This is a genomic window from Roseofilum sp. SBFL (genome assembly GCF_017746885.1).
Lineage (GTDB): Bacteria > Cyanobacteriota > Cyanobacteriia > Cyanobacteriales > Desertifilaceae > Roseofilum.
This window is the reverse complement of sequence record NZ_JAGHZH010000070.1, coordinates 1-18,616: the sequence shown is the minus strand read 5'-3', so window position 1 is coordinate 18,616 and position 18,616 is coordinate 1. Positions and strand designations below refer to the sequence as shown.

18 protein-coding genes are annotated in these 18,616 nt (G+C 44.9%); 12 read left to right on the top strand and 6 right to left on the bottom strand.

Features of this window, described 5'->3' with window-relative positions:
* Nucleotides 1-10: 10 nt before the first annotated feature.
* The 6 genes from J7545_RS08265 to J7545_RS08240 all read left to right on the top strand — a co-directional run bounded on the left by J7545_RS08265 (nucleotide 11) and on the right by J7545_RS08240 (nucleotide 5,900).
* Entirely contained in the window at nucleotides 11-940 is a 930-nt protein-coding gene (locus J7545_RS08265; RefSeq protein WP_318719425.1) for a glycosyltransferase family 2 protein, read from the top strand.
* 135 nt (nucleotides 941-1,075) lie between these two features.
* The gene (locus J7545_RS08260; RefSeq protein ID WP_318719423.1) at nucleotides 1,076-2,017 is read left to right on the top strand and encodes a glycosyltransferase family 2 protein; all 942 of its coding nucleotides are present in this window, start codon (nucleotides 1,076-1,078) and stop codon (nucleotides 2,015-2,017) included.
* Nucleotides 2,004-2,618, top strand: coding sequence for a hormogonium polysaccharide biosynthesis acetyltransferase HpsU (gene hpsU / locus J7545_RS08255; protein WP_318719422.1), 615 nt, complete (start codon nucleotides 2,004-2,006; stop codon nucleotides 2,616-2,618). The genes J7545_RS08260 and hpsU overlap by 14 nt, the downstream gene beginning before the upstream one ends.
* A 164-nt stretch (nucleotides 2,619-2,782) precedes the next feature.
* Nucleotides 2,783-3,835 (top strand): fatty acid desaturase, encoded by a 1,053-nt coding sequence (locus J7545_RS08250; protein ID WP_318719421.1) that lies wholly within the window; start codon nucleotides 2,783-2,785, stop codon nucleotides 3,833-3,835.
* A gap of 89 nt (nucleotides 3,836-3,924) precedes the next feature.
* The gene (locus J7545_RS08245) at nucleotides 3,925-4,980 is read left to right on the top strand and encodes a fatty acid desaturase (protein WP_318719420.1); all 1,056 of its coding nucleotides are present in this window, start codon (nucleotides 3,925-3,927) and stop codon (nucleotides 4,978-4,980) included.
* A gap of 77 nt (nucleotides 4,981-5,057) precedes the next feature.
* The gene (locus J7545_RS08240; protein WP_318719419.1) at nucleotides 5,058-5,900 is read left to right on the top strand and encodes an acyl-CoA desaturase; all 843 of its coding nucleotides are present in this window, start codon (nucleotides 5,058-5,060) and stop codon (nucleotides 5,898-5,900) included.
* Nucleotides 5,901-5,906: 6 nt separating this feature from the next.
* On the opposite strand, the gene J7545_RS08235 is transcribed toward J7545_RS08240, so the two are convergent.
* The 4 genes from J7545_RS08235 to J7545_RS08220 all read right to left on the bottom strand — a co-directional run bounded on the left by J7545_RS08235 (nucleotide 5,907) and on the right by J7545_RS08220 (nucleotide 10,057).
* On the bottom strand, nucleotides 5,907-6,206 hold the full coding sequence (locus J7545_RS08235) for a (2Fe-2S) ferredoxin domain-containing protein (protein ID WP_318719418.1): 300 nt from the start codon (nucleotides 6,204-6,206) through the stop codon (nucleotides 5,907-5,909).
* A gap of 81 nt (nucleotides 6,207-6,287) precedes the next feature.
* On the bottom strand, nucleotides 6,288-8,009 hold the full coding sequence (locus J7545_RS08230; RefSeq protein WP_318719416.1) for a CRTAC1 family protein: 1,722 nt from the start codon (nucleotides 8,007-8,009) through the stop codon (nucleotides 6,288-6,290).
* A gap of 322 nt (nucleotides 8,010-8,331) precedes the next feature.
* A complete protein-coding gene (locus tag J7545_RS08225) occupies nucleotides 8,332-9,306 on the bottom strand; it encodes a cysteine synthase A (protein ID WP_318719415.1) in 975 nt (324 codons plus the stop codon).
* 112 nt (nucleotides 9,307-9,418) lie between these two features.
* Entirely contained in the window at nucleotides 9,419-10,057 is a 639-nt protein-coding gene (locus J7545_RS08220) for a peroxiredoxin (RefSeq protein WP_318719414.1), read from the bottom strand.
* Nucleotides 10,058-10,293: 236 nt separating this feature from the next.
* On the opposite strand from J7545_RS08220, the gene J7545_RS08215 reads away from it, so the two are divergent.
* The 3 genes from J7545_RS08215 (at nucleotide 10,294) to J7545_RS08205 (ending at nucleotide 13,285) form a co-directional block, all read left to right on the top strand.
* Complete coding sequence (locus J7545_RS08215) at nucleotides 10,294-10,605, top strand: hypothetical protein (protein WP_318719413.1); 312 nt, start codon at nucleotides 10,294-10,296, stop codon at nucleotides 10,603-10,605.
* A gap of 66 nt (nucleotides 10,606-10,671) precedes the next feature.
* Nucleotides 10,672-12,741 (top strand): DICT sensory domain-containing protein, encoded by a 2,070-nt coding sequence (locus J7545_RS08210; protein WP_318719412.1) that lies wholly within the window; start codon nucleotides 10,672-10,674, stop codon nucleotides 12,739-12,741.
* Nucleotides 12,742-12,859: 118 nt separating this feature from the next.
* On the top strand, nucleotides 12,860-13,285 hold the full coding sequence (locus J7545_RS08205; protein ID WP_318719411.1) for a photosystem I reaction center subunit II: 426 nt from the start codon (nucleotides 12,860-12,862) through the stop codon (nucleotides 13,283-13,285).
* A gap of 255 nt (nucleotides 13,286-13,540) precedes the next feature.
* On the opposite strand, the gene J7545_RS08200 is transcribed toward J7545_RS08205, so the two are convergent.
* Nucleotides 13,541-15,127: a serine/threonine-protein kinase gene (locus J7545_RS08200; RefSeq protein WP_318719410.1), complete on the bottom strand. Its 1,587-nt coding sequence runs from the start codon at nucleotides 15,125-15,127 to the stop codon at nucleotides 13,541-13,543.
* Between the two features lie 568 nt (nucleotides 15,128-15,695).
* Nucleotides 15,696-16,058 (bottom strand): helix-turn-helix domain-containing protein, encoded by a 363-nt coding sequence (locus J7545_RS08195; protein ID WP_318719408.1) that lies wholly within the window; start codon nucleotides 16,056-16,058, stop codon nucleotides 15,696-15,698.
* A gap of 165 nt (nucleotides 16,059-16,223) precedes the next feature.
* Between J7545_RS08195 and J7545_RS08190 the strand changes: the two genes are divergently transcribed.
* Genes J7545_RS08190 through J7545_RS08180 form a run of 3 tightly spaced genes read left to right on the top strand, consistent with a single transcriptional unit; the run spans nucleotide 16,224 to nucleotide 18,245 of the window.
* Nucleotides 16,224-16,928 (top strand): glutathione S-transferase family protein, encoded by a 705-nt coding sequence (locus tag J7545_RS08190; protein ID WP_318719407.1) that lies wholly within the window; start codon nucleotides 16,224-16,226, stop codon nucleotides 16,926-16,928.
* A gap of 32 nt (nucleotides 16,929-16,960) precedes the next feature.
* Complete coding sequence (locus J7545_RS08185) at nucleotides 16,961-17,605, top strand: peroxiredoxin-like family protein (protein ID WP_318719406.1); 645 nt, start codon at nucleotides 16,961-16,963, stop codon at nucleotides 17,603-17,605.
* 46 nt (nucleotides 17,606-17,651) lie between these two features.
* The gene (locus tag J7545_RS08180) at nucleotides 17,652-18,245 is read left to right on the top strand and encodes an NAD(P)H-dependent oxidoreductase (protein WP_318719405.1); all 594 of its coding nucleotides are present in this window, start codon (nucleotides 17,652-17,654) and stop codon (nucleotides 18,243-18,245) included.
* The last annotated feature ends 371 nt before the right edge of the window (nucleotides 18,246-18,616 follow it).

The window sequence follows — 18,616 nt, the reverse complement described above, 5'->3', positions numbered from 1 at the left end:
CTATTCCCCAATGAGCATCCAAATCTCAGCTATTATCTGTACCCATAACCGAGATCAATATCTTGGTGGCGCAATAGAAAGCTTGCTCAATCAAGATCATCCTGACTTTGAGGTTATTGTTGTTGATAATGCGTCGAGCGATCGCACCCAAGAAGTTATCCAATCTTTACAACCCCATCCCCGTCTGAAATCGGTCTATGAACCGGTGACTGGTTTATCTGTCGCTCGCAATACGGGGGCAAAAAACGCCAGTGGAGAAATTTTAGCCTATTTAGATGATGATGCGATCGCTACGCCATCCTGGTTAACCGTCCTCTCCAGAGCCTACGCAGAAAACGATAAACTGGCGATCGCTGGCGGTAAAGTCACCCTCATTTGGCCAACTGGTATTACCCCTCCCTCTTGGCTCTCAGAGGGGCTAGCTGGTAATCTAGGAGCCTATGATTTAGGCGATAGTCCGGTCTTAATTACCCAACCCGGCAATACCCCCAGAGGCTTAAACTACTCCCTCCGACGCAGTTTCCTAGAAGAAATTGGTGGATTTGACCCCAATTTAGGACGGGTAGGAAAAAAATTGCTCTCCAACGAAGAACTGGTGATGACCGAATTGGCCCTAAAATTGGGATGGCAAGTCAGCTATATTCCTGAAGCCTTAGTTGCTCACCATGTTGCTCCAGAGCGAATCAACCGCTCTTGGTTTCTGCGCCGAGGATGGTGGCAAGGGGTGAGTGAATGCTACCGCGAACAACTCTCCAACCGAGGAGGAATTCATCAATTTTCGCTGGGGGGAGAGCGCATCATTCGGGGACTTTATAAATCAGTGAAATATATCGGCGATCCAGCTCTGCGCTTTGATAACCTAGTCTATGCTTATGGTCAAATCGGCTATCTGACTACGGCGATCGAAGGCTTGTGGTCTCGCAATGCTTCATTGAAGTAAATCTATCTGTGCCCTATTCATCTTCACCGTTATACCAGACCTGTTATAACTAAAGGAGAAAAATGCAGATGTCACAATCCAAAGTTTGAGATTGATCTGATATCCTAAACGTTGTCTCATCCCTCCCGTGCCCTTATGACCTCTGAAGCTTCTAAAGTCCCGGTATCGATTATTATTCCAGCAAAAGATGAAGAAGATAACATTGCCGCTTGCCTGGATAGTTTGCAACTGGCGGATGAAATCTTTGTAGTTGATTCCCAAAGTGGCGATCGCACCGCAGAAATTGCCGAAAGCTTAGGGGCAACAGTTGTTCAATTTAAGTTTAATGGGTCATGGCCAAAAAAGAAAAACTGGTCATTAGACAACCTCCCCTTTCGTAATGAATGGATTTTGATTGTTGATTGTGATGAACGGATTACTCCCCCTTTATGGGAAGAAATTAAACAAGCCATTCAAGATCCTAACATGAATGGCTATTATCTCAATCGCCGAGTTATTTTCCTAGGGGCTTGGATTCGCCATGGGGGACGATATCCAGACTGGAATTTACGGCTATTCAAACATCAAAAAGGTCGATACGAAAATTTGAACGTGGAAGATGTTAGAAATGCCGGCGACAATGAAGTTCACGAGCATGTAATCCTGGAGGGGAATGTGGGTTATCTCAAAGAAGATATGCTTCATGAAGATTTCCGCGATATTTACGCTTGGTTAGCTCGCCATAACCGCTATTCTAATTGGGAAGCTAGAGTCTATTACAATCTGATCGAAGGGATGGACGAAGGGAATACCATTGGTTCTAACTTATTTGGAGATGCCGTACAGCGCAAACGGTGGCTAAAAAAAATATGGGTGCGCTTACCTTTTAAGCCCACAATTCGCTTTATCTTACACTATATTCTCCAACTGGGATTTTTAGATGGCCAAGCAGGATATATTTATGCCAGACTCTTGAGTCAATATGAATACAATATTGGCGTAAAGTTATTTGAGCTACGCCAGTTTGGAGGGCATATTAATCCCATGAAAGCACAATCTTCTGGCACTCAATCTTCCCCTACCCATGTCAACTCCTGAGTTAACTCCTAAATCCTCCCCATCCTATCGCCTCGATTCCCCGTCTTGGGTCGATTTGCGCCAGTATGACCAATCTAATTTCGATCGCGGTCGTCCCACCTGGGGGATTATTCTTTGGTGGTTTATACAGGCTATTACGTTTCCTTTAACACTACATAATTGGCATAATATTCGGGTCATGTTGTTGCGCTGTTTCGGGGCAAAAATTGGCCGAGGAGTGGTCATTCGGCCCACAGCCCGGTTTACCTATCCCTGGAAAGTCAGCATTGGAGATTATAGTTGGATTGGCGATGATGTGGTGTTCTATAGCTTAGACCAGATTGAAATTGGCCAGCATTGTGTCATTTCCCAGAAAACCTATCTTTGTACGGGTTCCCATGATATTCAAGACCCCTGTTTTCGCCTAGTCACTGACCCAATTAAGATTGGAAATGGAGTATGGATTGCCACAGATTGTTTTGTGTCTCCAGGGGTTAAAATTGGAGCCAATAGCGTGGTTGGGGCCCGTAGTAGTGTGTTTCGCTCGTTACCAGAATCTTATATTTGCTGGGGAACCCCCGCCAAGGCCCATAGCCCTCGCACGCCCTTGGAAGAGAACTAAAGGTTTTCTTGCACAAAGAATAAGTATTTGTACGGTTGAAAAGATGTCCTTTTTATGGATGTCAAATTTCTGGGTTGAAGAGCAAAATTTGCTTTTCTAAAATTCATGAAAATTGCGGAAGTAGAGGGTATAATGATGCAATTGTTAATAGAGGAACATTGAGCATGAAAACAGCGATCGCCAATCCCTCGGCGGAGCTTATATCAGCGGGACGACCCCAGCTCGATCGGAATTTGCGCTTAAAAGATGTCTTAAAAACCTTACCCAAAGATGTTTTTGACAAAAACCAATTTAAAGCTTGGTTTGGATTTATCTCCAATGTCGTTCTCGTCAGTTTAGGATGGTGGGGAATCGCGATCGCCCCTTGGTATTTACTTCCCCTGCTCTGGCTCTTTACTGGAACGGGCTTTTTTGGCTTATTTGTCATTGCCCATGACTGCGGTCATCGTTCCTTTGCCAACAAAAAATGGGTAAACAATTTGGTTGGTCATATTGCCCTCACCCCCTGCATTTATCCCTTCCATCCCTGGCGGATTGAACATAATATTCATCATAAACATACCAACCACATCGATCGCGATAATACCTGGAATCCATTCTACGTGGAACAGTATCAAGCCCTCAATTCCTTTGAAAAAATTGTGTATCGTTCCCTTCATGGTAAATTCTGGTGGTTAGGTTCCATTGTCCATTGGGCCCAACTCCACTTTCAATGGTGGACAATCAAGCCAGGAAAAGAACGGGAACAATTCAAATTTTCTGCCCTATTAGTGATTGCACAAATGGCGATTGGCTTTCCTCTGCTCATTGCCACTACGGGATGGTGGGGCTGGTTTTCCCTCTGGTGTGTGCCTTGGTTTGTCTTCCACTTTTGGCTCAGTACGGTAACTCTCCTGCACCACACTTTACCCGATCTCAAATTTGAACCCGACGGAAAATGGCATGAAGTCACTGCCCAACTCGTAGGTAGCACCGATTGTAAATATCCTTGGTGGTTTGAATGGATTTGCCATGATATTAATGTTCATGTTCCCCATCATTTAACCACAGCCATTCCCTGGTATAACCTGCGCAAAGCCCATGCCAGCCTTGAAGAAAATTGGGGAGAATATATCACCAGAAAACGGTTTTCTTTCCGTTTGCTTTGGGAAATAACTGATGTTTGTCACTTGTATGACGAAGATAAGGGTTATCGAACCTTTTCCGAATCTCAGTAATTTTTTCGTGGGACTTGAAGACCCCCCCTCTATGGGCGTATATTTTAGATTGCCCCAGATCCGAAACAAATAAAACAGGAAAACGTTGAATGAAAACAGCGATCGCTCATCCGTCTGCACGGCCTCAAACAGACGAAAAGATCCACCTCGACTCCAATATCCGCCTCAGAGATATTATCAACACCCTTCCCAGAGAAGTATTTATCAAAGATTCCGTCAAAGCCTGGTCAGGGTTAATCATTAACCTGATCCTTGTGGGTTTAGGATGGTGGGGCACAGCGATCGCCCCCTGGTATTGCTTACCCCTGCTCTGGCTCTTTACTGGTAGCGCCTTCACCGGTTTATTTGTCATCGGTCACGATTGTGGACACCGCTCCTTTGCCAATGGTAAATGGATTAATAGCCTCATTGGTCATCTCGTTTTCATTCCCTGCATTTATCCCTTTCATGGTTGGCGGATTAAACATAACATCCATCATAAATACACCAACTGTCTCGAAATAGATAATGCGTGGAAAGCCTATTCTCGTGAAGAATACAACAATTTTCATCCGATTGAAAAATGGGCCTATCGGGGTCTGCGGGGTAAATTTTGGTGGTTAGCCTCTGCCGTTCATTGGGCAAAACTGCACTTCCCATGGTGGACATTTGCCGGTAAAGAACGGGAACAAGTTCGATTTTCAGCCCTCTTTGTCATCGCTCAAATGGCGATCGGATTTCCCTTACTCATTGCCACTACCGGATTGTGGGGATGGGTCAACTATTGGCTCATGCCTTGGCTCGTCTTCCATTTTTGGATGAGTACCATCACCCTCCTGCATCACACCAAAACCGACATTCCCTTCAAACCCCAATCGGAATGGAATGAAGCCGAAGCCCAACTTATGGGAACAGCCCATTGTCAATATCCCAGATGGTTTGAATGGATGGCCCATGACATTAACGTTCATGTTCCCCATCACATCTCTACTGCGATTCCCTGGTACAATCTGCGTCAAGCTCATGCCAGTCTAGAACAAAACTGGGGACAATACATGACCACCAATGAATTTTCCCTCTCTTCTCTCTGGAACATTACCAGCGTTTGTCATTTATATGATGAAGATAAATGCTATCAACCGTTTACCCAGAAAGAGAAATTATAGTTCGCTCTGAGCGGAGGATTAACGAGTAATCCCTCTCCTGTTCATCAGCTCAACATGTTTATCCAAGGTAACCTTTGATGATTAAAGAACTTACTTCTGAAACAACGATTCCTGAAACGGAATCCTCTCCCCGTCTCAACTGGATCATCATCTTTGTGATGATTGCCATGCATATCGGGGTCGTTTTAGCCTTTTTTCCCCCATTCTTTAGTTGGTCGGCTGTGGGTGTTTTTCTGGTTCTGCACATGATCACCGGCTCAGGAGTCGAAATCGGATGGCATCGTTTAGCCAGTCACCGTAGCTTTACTTGTCCCAAATGGGTTGAATATTTTTTTGTGTTCTGTGGAGCCTTTAGCGGTTTATCTAACCCCATTGATTGGGCTGGAACCCATCGCATTCATCATGCCCATTCAGACCAAGAGGGCGATTATCACAATATCAATAAAGGATTCTGGTGGAGCCATTTTATCTGGATTCTCTATCACAAACCAGACTTAGATGACAAAATCGCTAAAGTGACCAAAGATATTAAAGACGATCCGTTTTATCTATTCTGCGATCGCTATCTCCTGGTTTTGCACTTTGGTCTCGCTGCCATCCTATTTGCCCTGGGAGGCTTACCTTGGGTCATGTGGGGAAGCATTGTCCGCGTCGTTCTCCTTTGGCATGGTGCCTGGGGGGTCAACAGTGTTGCTCACACCTTCGGCTATCGTAACTATGACACCAATGATAAATCGACCAATGTTTGGTGGTTAGTCCCCTTGAGCTACGGACAAGGTTGGCACAATAACCATCACGCCTTTCCCTCTTCTGCTCGTTGCGGCTTAAAATGGTGGGAAATCGATCCCAGTTGGGGAGTCATTAGCCTCTTGCATCGAGTCGGCTTAATCACCAAAGTTCGCCTTCCCAATGAATCCTAGTCTAGTTTAACTATTAGCAGGATGAAACTTCCGATATAACATTCCCTTGACCGGGTTTCCCCCCCTTAAATGTCGTTCCACTACTGCTGGGACTTCCTGGGGAGAAACCCGACAATACCAAACTTCTTCCGGTAAAACCAAAACCATCGGCCCGTTCCCACATTGCCCCAAACAGTGAACGGCTACAACCTCGACCCTATCGACCAGGTGCAGTTCAAACGCCTCCAACACCTGAGCCGCTCCCAAATGACGGCAACTTTGATGCTGACACACGCGCACCTGTTTGGTTAGTGCGGTTTCATCCATATTTCACCCTCTTTTTTTATATCGTTTCTTTAGTCTCTCAAAAAGTATGGGGGAGCCATCTGATTAATCCTTAATCCAAGTTTATGCTTGCTCAATAATCAATAATCGATCGAGGTCGGGATTTAGGATTTCCTGAACTTTACCATCAGGCCATGTAACTTGAATTGAGCTAATTGCATCTTGTTTTCCTAAACCAAAGTATAGGCGGTAATGCCCTTGCGATCGCCAGGCTCCTTCCGACTGTCCGACTTGTTGCAATTGTGTACCATTAGCCGTAGTGACTTTGACCTTAGCACCGATCGCGACCGAGTTTCCGGGGGAACCTTTCAATTCAATTTGCAACCAATGATTGTTATTTCCCAGATTTCGATACAGCAACACTTTGGATTTACTGTATTTAGTTAACTCCGCAATATCTTGTGCTTTTCTTTGCCGCTTTTCCCACCAGGACATCTCTTCAGATTTTCCCATGAGTAAGTCGCGATCGCCATCATTATCTGCGTCGAACCAAGTACAGTAAGCATACCCCCCGAATGTGTTTGGTGCACTAACTTCTAATAAATTTATTTTTTCAAATGTGTGATTTGACAGTTGGCGGTACATTCCATACCGTAAGGTATGTAAGTCTATCAACCCATCATTATCGTAATCAACCCAGTTCGCTGCAAATGCTCGATCGGGTAGTCCAATTAATTCTGGATCGACCCTTTCAAATTTACCCTGCACATTGGTAAATAATATACTATGTTTTCTGGAAGCGGAGAATAAATCCAGGTCTCCATCTCCATCATAATCAGCGATCGTCAATTGATTCACTAAGCTCTTACGCTTATTTTCCCCTAACTTTTCGGCAATAAACGTTCCCGATTCATTTCTGTAGAGCCAAAAACTTATTTCATCAGCCCAAAATAAATCCATGTCCATATCGTTATCTATATCTAACCAAGCAAACCACCCCATTTCGGGTATATTTACATTTTTTTCAGCAGAAACATTGACAAAACGACCTTCAGCAGTTTGGCGATACAGTTGATTCGGATATATAGAATTAGGTGGCAAATGCCGTCCACACATAATGTAAAGGTCTAAAAGATTATCTCGATCAAAATCAACCCAAGCCACTTGTCGTGAAGCACAACCCTCTTTATCTAGGTCTACCTTCCCTCCAATATCTTCAAAACCGGAACTGGTTTGCAACATTAATTCATCTTTAGCATCCGGATCAAATTCTGATATCTTACCTTGCATTCCTGCTCTGGCAATCGCTACATCCATATTCCCGTCATTGTTATAATCATTCCAAGCCATACCATGTCGATCCATATAAGGTAAAGCATAAATAGGAGGTAGAGCAAAATCAACGGAAGTCGGAGATTCAAAACGAGAACCGATGTAAACATGAGTTATATCGGCTCCAGTGTTCAACTTAAATAGCGGTTGAAAAAACGGATAAAATGCTGGAAATTTAATAGATAATCGCCCATCTCCTTTCACCTTAAATTTTGCCACTTGTACCTTATCAATTCCTGCTGATAGGGCAGGTTTCTTGTCTATTTTTGTTGATATTTCACCGGATTCTGTAGAGGTTGCTAAGAGAGGAACAATAATCAGACCTCCCATATTTTCTAAATTAGTTAGACCTTGGGAGGCAACTATTAATTCATAATTATGCCAATAGATATATAATCCTGGTTCTGTCTTATTTAACAGAGGATCAGGCACGGGTGAGTATGTAGCTTCATAGTTTTGGGGCAAACCCAACTCTGTTAGCCCATCTTTGAAATCTTCTCCTTGTTGATTCATTAAGAAGAGTTGGCGACTATTGTGATTTGTAGAATATATATCTAAAAACCTGTCTTGATTAATCTCAGCTACACCTAAGTCAAATAGTGAGTAAGAAAAACCGATGTCTTGCTGTATGAAACCAGAATGAGTATTTAATGGGTAGTATTTACTAAGATAAATATCCCTTAATTGATGGTATGGCTTGAATAAGACCACAACTAGGGAAATCAATATAATTCCCACAAATATGAAAAGATTACGTTTCATTTTCATTTGTTTTTGGTTCCTCAAGATTTAGAGTGGCAATTACCCATTATCCATTATCACGCAAAGGGTTATGTTAATCCAGTAGCAAATTCTTCGAGGCTAACCACTCTCGATTATAAAGCTTGGACTGATAGCGAGCGCCCCCATCACATAAGACCGTCACAATCGTATGTCCGGGCCCCATTTGTTTGGCTAAGGCTACCGCAGCTCCCACATTAATACCGACAGAACCACCCATAAATAAACCATCCCGACGTAATAGCTGATAGAGAACTCGAATACATTCAGTATCGTCAACTTGAATGGCATCATCAATCGGAACTTCTTCCATGTTTTTTGTAATCCGAGAATTGCCAATTCCTTCCGTTACCGAACTTCCTTCTGGCTTAATTTCTCCCGTCTTCACATAGGAATACAAACCACTCCCCATGGGGTCAGCAACCACCACCTGAATATTGGGTTTTTTCTCCTTTAGGTATAGGGCAACTCCTGCATAAGTTCCCCCGGTTCCTGTAGCCGTAACCCAACCCTCAATTTTACCGTCAGTCTGTTGCCAAATTTCTGGCCCTGTGGTTTCATAATGGGCCTGACGATTGGCTAAATTTTCAAATTGATTCGCCCAAATCGCATTATCGAGTTCAGCCGCTACTCTCCCCGATAATTTCACATAATTATTTGGGTCTCGATAGGGTACAGCAGGGACAGTTTGAACCTCTGCACCGAGGGTTCGCAGGGCCTCGATTTTCTCCTGGGATTGGGTTTCAGGGATGATGATTTTACAGCGATATCCTTTAGCATTACAAATATGGGCTAAACCAATTCCTGTGTTGCCAGCAGTTCCCTCAACAACTGTGCCGCCAGGTTTGAGAAGTCCTTGTTTTTCAGCCTCTTCAATGATGTACAGGGCGGCTCGGTCTTTTACCGAACCCCCTGGATTGAGGAATTCTGCTTTACCGAGAATTTCACACCCGGTCTCTTCGCAAAAGCTGTTTAATCGAATGAGGGGCGTATTGCCTACTGTGGCTATAAATCCTGTTTTGATATCCATCCGTTTAGTTGCCGAACTTTATCTTTAGGGAATAGGGAATAGGGAATAGGCAAAAATCTACCTCCGTGTCTCCGTGTTCCCACTTCCTCATCCTAGCGTGAAGCGCTATAACCTATTTGTTGGGCTGGGGAGTCATGCGTAAATAGGGTTTAACTTCTTCATATCCTTTAGGGAATTTTTCTTTCAAGACTTCTGGATCTTTGAGAGAGGGTACAATCACGCAATCGCCTCCATCTTGCCAATTCACGGGGGTAGCCACTTGATAATTATCCGTTAATTGTAAGGAGTCAATCACCCGTAGAATTTCATAAAAGTTACGTCCGGTACTCGCTGGATAGGTGATATTCAGGCGCAGTTTCTTCTGGGGATCGATGATAAAAACGGTACGGACAGTTAAGTTATTCAAGGATTCTGGATGAATCATATCATAGAGATCGGAGACTTTCTTGTCTTCATCAGCCAAAATGGGATAATTGACGGTTGTTTTTTGGGTCTCGTTAATGTCCCCAATCCATCCTTTATGGGATTCTACACCATCGACACTCAGAGCAATGACTTTAACATTGCGTTTATCAAACTCGGGTTTGAGTTTGGCAACCATACCCAGTTCTGTGGTGCAAACGGGAGTATAGTCTGCGGGGTGGGAAAAGAGTACAACCCAGCTATCTCCTGCCCAGCTATAGAAGTCAATGTCACCTTCGGAAGAGGCTTGAGTAAAATTAGGAACTGTATCACCTAGTCGGAGACTCATAAAACTATCCTTTTTCGATCGTAGTTCGGTTAGTGATTGGACATCAAATACTATCCTCTCATAGGAGATTTCAGATTTTAGAGGGTTTACAATTCGTTATTTTATTTCACGCTTTAAGATATCTGAGGCGATCGCCACAATCTAGAATCGTCATCCCCCAGTTGATTTAGCCTCTCTTCCTGCTATAACGGATCGTAACTTGCTTGTCCAGACTTTTAAGGATCGAGAATACGTTTATGCTCACGATTATTGACTTTTTCTTTCAACTGCTTCAAAGTATACAGCCTTTCGGGGTTCCTATTTGCTTCGTCAGTGCTTGGGTTTTCATGGCAGCGATCGCCTGGACGTTAGGTAGAGCCATGGGAGATACTCTAGCTCAGGCTAAACAAATGCATCAGATTCCCTGTGCCCATTGTCAATTTTTTACGAATGACCATCGGCTCAAATGTACCGTACATCCTCACTATGCCAATTCTGAGCGGGCGATCGATTGCCTGGACTATAAACCGTATCAAAGGGCCCAGGAACTCGATAGAATAAAAACTTAAGCGAACTAAACTTAAAGTAACTTAAAGTTAAGTGTGGAGTTGTCCTGACTGGGCCAAGCAGCATTAATGAGTAATTATCCTTCCGTGTTGGCAGACCTTTTACAAAGGTTACCCCAACTGCGATCGCAAATCTATTTTAAGCCGTCTTTGACCGCCCTTTCCCATGCTATGGAAGACCAGGTCTTGGCTGGGGCCGATCAGCCCTTAGTCATTGCTAATTTCCAGCGAGAACGGTTTTATCGCCAAGAGTCTCATCGCTATCGCCGCATTGCTCAAAAAACTGACCAGGTTTATGTTCTGGCTGCTCCAGAAACGGAATTTAAGAATGCTTCCCAAGAGTATGAAACCATTGCCTTTAGTTCCCAGGATGAACTCAAGCATGAATGGCATTTGGTGATTATTGGTCAACAGTATGCCACGTGTTTAATTTGTCGCGAACGCGATCCGTCAGGGATGGGATTGCCCGAAATTCCCTTGATGACGATGGATCAAGCACGACGCTTTGAGGGCATTTGGACATTCGATCGCCAAATTTGCGAACAGGCAGCCCAGGCCTTACTGTCTCGAATTTTAGAGTATCGTCCGGAATTAGCGGCTAAAGTGGAACAAGCCCAAACCCGGATCACACAAGCGCCTGCCTGTCAGATCTCTTATCTCGATCCAGCTCCCTTCGCCGAGCGTCTAGTGACCTATTTACAAGCCGGTCAGTATAAACTGGTGAAGGCCTATACCGCGATCGCCAACCAAGAGAAAAAAGAACGCTTAGTCAACTCCATTACTGATGCCATTCGTCGCTCCCTCAACCCAGAAGAAATTTTTCAGATTGCTGCCAAAGAACTGGGTCAAGCGATGGAGAGCTGCCGCTGTCTAATTTATCCCTGTAAAGCGTCTCAAAAGCAGGTGACCATCGAATATGAATACATGAACTCCCGTAGGCTCTCTTCCTTGAAAGGAAAAACTTGGCCCCTAACCGATCATCCCCTATTTTCCCATGTCATTAAGCAAAATCACCGCGCTTATCTGAGTAACTTAAACCCAGATGCCCTCAATCACCCTACCCTAACCGATCAAGTCACCCCCGCCAAAATCCATTCCTGGTTAATGGTTCCTGTACTCTACAAAGAGGAACTTCTCGGAATGATTGAAATTCACCACTGTGGCGAGAGTTCTTATACTTGGGCATCGAGTCAACTAGAAATGGTTCAGGCGATCGCCTCCCAAATTGGGGTCGCCCTCATCCAAGCCCAGGCCTACGCTAACCTCGAAGACCTCAACCAACAACTCGAAGCCCTCGATCGCACCACCCGCAACTTGATCGCCATCACCGGTCACGAACTGCGCACCCCACTCTCGACCATCCAAGTCTGTCTAGAAAGTTTAGCCAGTGAACCGGATATGCCCCAGGACTTGCGCCAGGTGATGCTCAATACCGCCCTAGATGATGCTGAACGCCTGCGAGAGCTGATCCAAGACTTCCTCACCCTTTCTCGCCTTGAAAGTGGCTCAGTAGACTGGAATCCCGAACCCCTACCTTTGGAAGAATGTATTGACCTGGCCATCAGCAGTATTCGCTCTCATCAACCCAATCAGGACTTACCCCAGATTATTACCCATCTTCCCAGGACTCTACCCCTGGTTCACGTCGATGGAGAATGGTTAGTTGAAGTCTTATCCAAACTCCTTGATAACGCCTGTAAATTTACTCCATCCCCGGGACAGGTCACCATCCAAGCCATCTGTAGTACCCAGACCAAGCTGTTTCAAGAGCGAGTTCCTCCCCAAAAACGACCGCAGAATAACCAACCCATGATTTTAGTCACCGTTGAAGACAGTGGTCGCGGGATTGAACCCAATCGCCTAGAAACGGTCTTCGATCGCTTTTATCAAGAAGAAGGGGCCCTACGTCGCAGTACCGGTGGTACGGGTCTCGGTTTAGCCATTTGCCGTCAAATCGTCACTAACTGGGGAGGACAGATTTGGGCTGAATCTGGAGGGAAAAACCAAGGCTCTCAATTCCGATTTACCCTGCCTATCGCAGATAAAGGCTTATCCCAAGGCTCATCAAGAGGCTCATCAAGAGGCGATCGCCCCTCCCGTTCCCGTCGTCAGTCGCCCACTATTGGACGACACAAATAGAGCTTCCTGCCTATGAATTATGAACAACTGTAACAGTTCCTAACAAAATCTCTAGTCCACCCCCATCTCAGTGATACGATGCCATAAAAATCTTGGTTTAGAGGAGAGAGCTGTAACCATGAGTGAGACACTGACCGGACAAGCTCCCCTATTCGGGGGAAGTACTGGTGGACTACTCACCAAAGCATCAGTAGAAGAAAAATACGCCATCACTTGGACATCGCCCAAAGCCCAAGTCTTTGAGATGCCCACCGGTGGTGCAGCCACGATGCAACAAGGTGAAAACCTTCTGTATCTGGCTCGCAAAGAACAATGCTTGGCCCTCGCCTATCGCCAACTGCGGCCCAAATTTAAGATCAATGATTATAAAATTTACCGGGTTTATCCCAATGGTGAAATTCAGTATCTTCATCCCGCAGATGGTGTGTTCCCTGAAAAAGTGAACGAAGGTCGGGAATTTGTCGGTAAAATTGACCGCAATATCGGCAGCAATCCTGAGCCAGCAACCCTTAAATTTAGTGGTAAACAACCCTACGAAGTTTAAGGCACTCGACTCATATTCCTTGAGTACAGGCAGCGAAAGACTTCCCTAGAGGGTGTTTTTCGTCTCAAAAAGGGCGATCGCCAAGATCGCCCTTTTTTGTATAGCCAAAGCCCATCAAAAAAAGAACGTGATATCAAGTCCGGTGAATCAGATAGACTATCTCATTGCGAGTAGAACGGAGGGAAATGAAGCAATCTCCTCCATTTCTGTAATCTCGGCCTTTTATAGCGAACCTTCCTTATCCCCTCATTCAGGCTACTTTGCGCGCCCTTTCGGTAAAACCGTTCTCCAATTCGTTCTCGCTCGCTTTAACTGCTGCTCCGTCACCTTAGCGCCAGTTAAATTCGCCCCACATAAATTCGCCCCATTCAAATTTGCACTACTCAAATAGGCATAACTCAAATCAGCACCCCGCAGATCCGCCCCCTCCAAATTCGCATAATTAAAATAAGCACGACTCAAATTCGCATCTCGCAAAATCGTCTGTTTTAAACGCGCCTTTGTAAAATCCGAACGAAACAAATTGGCACGAGTGAAATTCGTCTTCACAAACTTACATTCTCGGAAATTCGCCTCTGGAAATACCATTTCCTGAAGATTAAGGGCACTCAAATCATGATCCACAAAATCCCTACGCCCCTTAGCATAATAAGTGAGCAACTCTTGCTCCTTCAAACGAGTGGGAATCTTTGGCTTATTTGCTCCCGCACTTCCCCCCGAAGTTGGGCCAGAATTTGCTTGAGTTGAAATTGAGGTATTAGAAAGTCCTGTATTACCACCTCGCAACCTGGATTGGCGCGAACGAATCGATACCCCGAAACGAGAGAGATGGCTACTTGGGCCAGAATTCCCGGTATTACGACCTCCTGTCCCCCTAGAAGAGGTCTCTGTTGTCGGTTTTACTGGCCCCGTTAACATCCCTTGGGCTAAACTATCCAAATAAGGCTCTAACTCTAAAGCCTTCAAAATATCTTGGGCACACTGATAGCGATGTTTAACTGACCCATCGAGCATTTTCTTCAACACACGAGTTAAATGATCGCTAATTTGTACCTGTCTTTCCCAAAGAATTTCGCCTGTCGCCGGATCGTAGCCCAAATCCTTTGGAGATTTAGCAGTTAACAAATAAATACAAGTTACACCCACTGCATAAATATCGCTGGCATAAACGGGTCTCAGAGCCATCTGTTCTGGGGGGGCATATCCTGGAGTCCCAATGGCAAAAGCCGTTAGAGCGGTTTGTTCCGAACTATTATCTACTGCTGTAGGATTCACCTGATCCTTAACTGCTCCAAAATCAATCAAGACCAACTTCTTATCCTGATTGCGGCGAATCAAATTAGCGGGTTTAATATCTCGATGAATAACCTGATTGGAGTGAATATACTCAATTACCGGCAACAGCTCACTTAAAAATTGCTTAATTCCTGCTTCGGTAAATGGCCCTCCCCGTTTTACCTCTCGGCTTAAGGTTGCTCCGCTAATGTACTCCTGAACCAAATAAAATTCCTGTTCAGTTTCAAAATAATCGAGCAAACCAGGTAACTGTGGGTGATTGCCAATTTTACCCAAGGTCTTTGCTTCTCGCCGAAACAGCTCTCTAGCCATTTGCAGGGTTTGAGGAGATGTAGAAGCCGGGCGCAATTGCTTAATCACACAATAGGGATTCCCTGGAAGGGATAAATTTTGAGCCAGAAAAGTTGCCCCAAATCCACCTTGTCCCAAGAGTTTAGAGATATGATAACGTTCTCGAAGCAGGAGTTTGGAGCCACAAGCAGCACAAACTTGAGCATTGGGAGAATTTTCTGGATTTGGACAAACCGGGTTAACGCAGTAGCTCATTGAGGCCTTACTCGCTTCTTAAGTTTGACTGCCAGGATAGGGCTATCCTAGATTGATTATGACGCAAGTTAAGCAGGTGTTCGATCGTCATTGTCGCTCTAATTACTACCTTTATCTGGGAGTTGAGAGTAATTATACCAAGCGACTGGCAGAGCAATCCAATCATCAATCACAATCTAGGTATGACTTTTGAGTTATGCATCCCTATTTATCATCATACATGCTCTTTCAAGAACTTGACAGTTAACATGGGGTAATGTCAACGCCTAAATTTCTCGGCGCGCACAGATCTCATCAGCAACTGTAATCCAACTCTTATCTATGTAAGCCTCCCACGTCGCTTCAATATGATTCTCATCTATTTTCCTTAATGAGGGTCAGCACAAGGGTCATCATACCGCAGCCTATATGTCGCATAAGGTCAATCTCTGTATAGTATTGGATAAGGCGATCGCTATAGATTGGGTCAAAACAGCAACTTCTGCGTATTCCCAAACCCTTCATTTATGTGGTTATGTGGTGATTTTTTCCAATTCTCCATTAGCATACCTGAAAATCTGCAATTCCTCTAGATATTATTAGCTTCTGACCAATTTTTGAGTTCTTCCAAAAAGCCGAGGGCAGTTTGGCCAAACTCGGTGATTTGGTAGGCGACGGCGATGGGGCGATCGCTCACTACTTCCCGTTTGACCAAACCCGATTCTTCCATTTCTTGCAGGCGCTGGCTCACCATCTTTTTACTGGCTCCCCCTAACTGTCGCGCCAAATCATTGAATCGCACCGGGCCATCTTTGAGATGCCAGAGAATTGAGCCTTTCCATTTGCCCCCCAATACGCGCATTCCTCGCTCGATCGGGCAGGGTTCTAAACAAGGCTCTACTGCACTCTTGCGACCCGTGCTATCTGTAGTGATGTTGGTAACAGTACTCATAATAAACCTGGTTACTAAAAGTATACTGGTTGACGCTAGTTACTAGATTATTTATCTTAAGACATATAACTTACCTGCACCATCACTGGCCGGATTTTGGGATGACGACAAGCACTAGCCGTCTCCTGTATCCGATTTACAATCCTTTCATGATCAGAGGTTGTTATGGCATCCCCCGATATTCATCTGTACACCGCTTCCACGATGAATGGTTGGAAGCCCGTCATCTTTCTCGAAGAGGCGGAGGTTGAATACGAACTGACCTACATTGACTTTGGGAAAAAAGAGCAAAAATCTGAGTGGTATATGAAGCTCAATCCCAATGGCCGCATTCCAACAATTGTCGATCGCAGCAATGATGACTTTGTCGTTTTCGAGTCGGGAGCAATTCTCTGGTATCTCGCACAAAAGTACCAGAAGTTTCTTCCCCTCGACGAAAAAGCCCGGTCTCAAGCCTTGCAATGGCTGATGTTTCAAATGAGTGGCATTGGGCCAATGATGGGGCAAGCCATGTACTTTCAACGCATTGCCGCCCCTAAAGGAATTGAAGACCAATACGCGATTGATCGCTACGTGGCCGAGTCGCGGAGATTGCTAGAAGTTCTAGACAAGCAACTCGAAGGTAAAGCCTATTTATTGGGAGACGACTTTACCATCGTCGATATCGCCACGTATCCCTGGGCGCGATCGTACCCTTGGGCAAAAGTTTCCATTGAGGGACTCGATAACCTGCAAGCTTGGTGCGATCGCATCGATGCTCGACCTGCCACTCAAAAGGCTGTCACGATTCCTAAACCCTTCCCAGCATTTTTTGGCAAAGGGGATGAAGCAGCTTCCCAAGCCGAAAATGCCTCACGGTTTAATGCGTAAACGAACACTTAATACTCGTTGGAGAATTTAAAATGACCCTCGCAAACGACTTAAACGCTCACAAGCAACAATTTCGCAGTAATGTTCCCCAAGAAACACAGAATGTAATGCAGCAGGCTACCACTGACTTAGGGGACTCCGGCATTCTCGAGCAAACTCTCAAGGTAGGCGATACCATTCCGGACTTCACTTTGCCAAAGGCTACAGGGCAACCTGTGAATGTTAAAGAACTTTTGACGAAAGGCCCTGTGGTCATAGCATTCTATCGGGGCGGTTGGTGTCCCTACTGCAACCTAGAACTCAAGGCATTGCAAAATGCCCTGGCCAGTATTCAAGAGACTGGAGCAACTCTGGTCGCAATTTCTCCGGAAACTCCAGATAACTCCTTAACCACGCAAGAGAAAAATGAGTTAGCATTTCCCGTCTTAAGTGATATAGATAATCAAATCGCTCGACAATTTGGGCTGGTCTTTAAGTTACCTGCTTCTCTGCTCCCTATTTATCAAAGTTTCGGCATTGATGTGGCGGCTCATAATGGCAATGACCATTTTGAATTACCCATTCCCGCCACCTATGTCGTCCAACCCAATGGCAAAATTGTGTATACCTTTGCAGATGTCGATTACACCAAACGGGCAGAACCCAGTGCTATTGTAGATGCTTTAAAAGGGCTGTAATAAATTCGATTGCCCCTATCAACCATAACCCCAGGAAACTTTAACCATGCCAAATATCTTCATCATCAATGGCCACGAAGAATATGCCATCTCCCCCGGCAAACTCAACGCCGCGTTAGTTGAAAAAGCCCAAACTCTTCTGAGTGCCAAAGGATATACTCTCAAAATCACCACGATGAAAGATGATTACGACATTGAAGAAGAAATCGCCAAACACCAATGGGCTGATGCGATTATTCTCCAAACTCCCGTCAACTGGATGGGGGTAACATGGAGTTTCAAAAAATATATGGATTATGTGTATTCTAGTGGTCTAGATAGTCGCCTCTGCAACGGTGATGGCAGAACCCGTAAAGACCCCAGCAAGCAATATGGCACGGGTGGAACGTTGACTGGCAAAAAATACATGCTTTCCCTGACGTTTAACGCACCTAAAGAAGCCTTTAACGATCCCAATCAGTGGTTATTTGAAGGCAAAAGTGTAGATGATTTGTTCTGGCCAATGCATCTTAACTTTAGGTTTTTTGACATGGAGCCTTTGCCGACCTTTGTTTGTTTTGATGTGATGAAAAACCCAGATATTGAAAATGATTTTATCCGGTTTGAATCCCATCTCGATCGGCACTTCAAAGGATCTTAGAAAGCTCCACTAAAAAACGTCAGTTTTGGTTAAGCGATCGCCATCTCCGAAAATGCCAGAACAGGGATACAGCGCTTTGCGCTCTGGGTGGAGAAATGGAGGAATGAGGAATTGAACAACAGCCCTTATCTAGCGAGTGAGCGATTCTAGGTATCTTTAAAAAACAGTCCTTTATGTACGGCATAGCAGAGGAAACTGCTGTATCATCCCTCACCTCCTAACAACTCCAACGTCTCAAGGGGTGACAAGGCAGCTCAAAGGTCGCTATAGCGACCTTTTTCGGTGGTATTTTGCTGAAAACCTCAACGGAAAGCTGGCGAGACTCCTGCGGAGTCGCTTCGCGAACGCTAAAAGAGGTAAAGTGGTCTGGT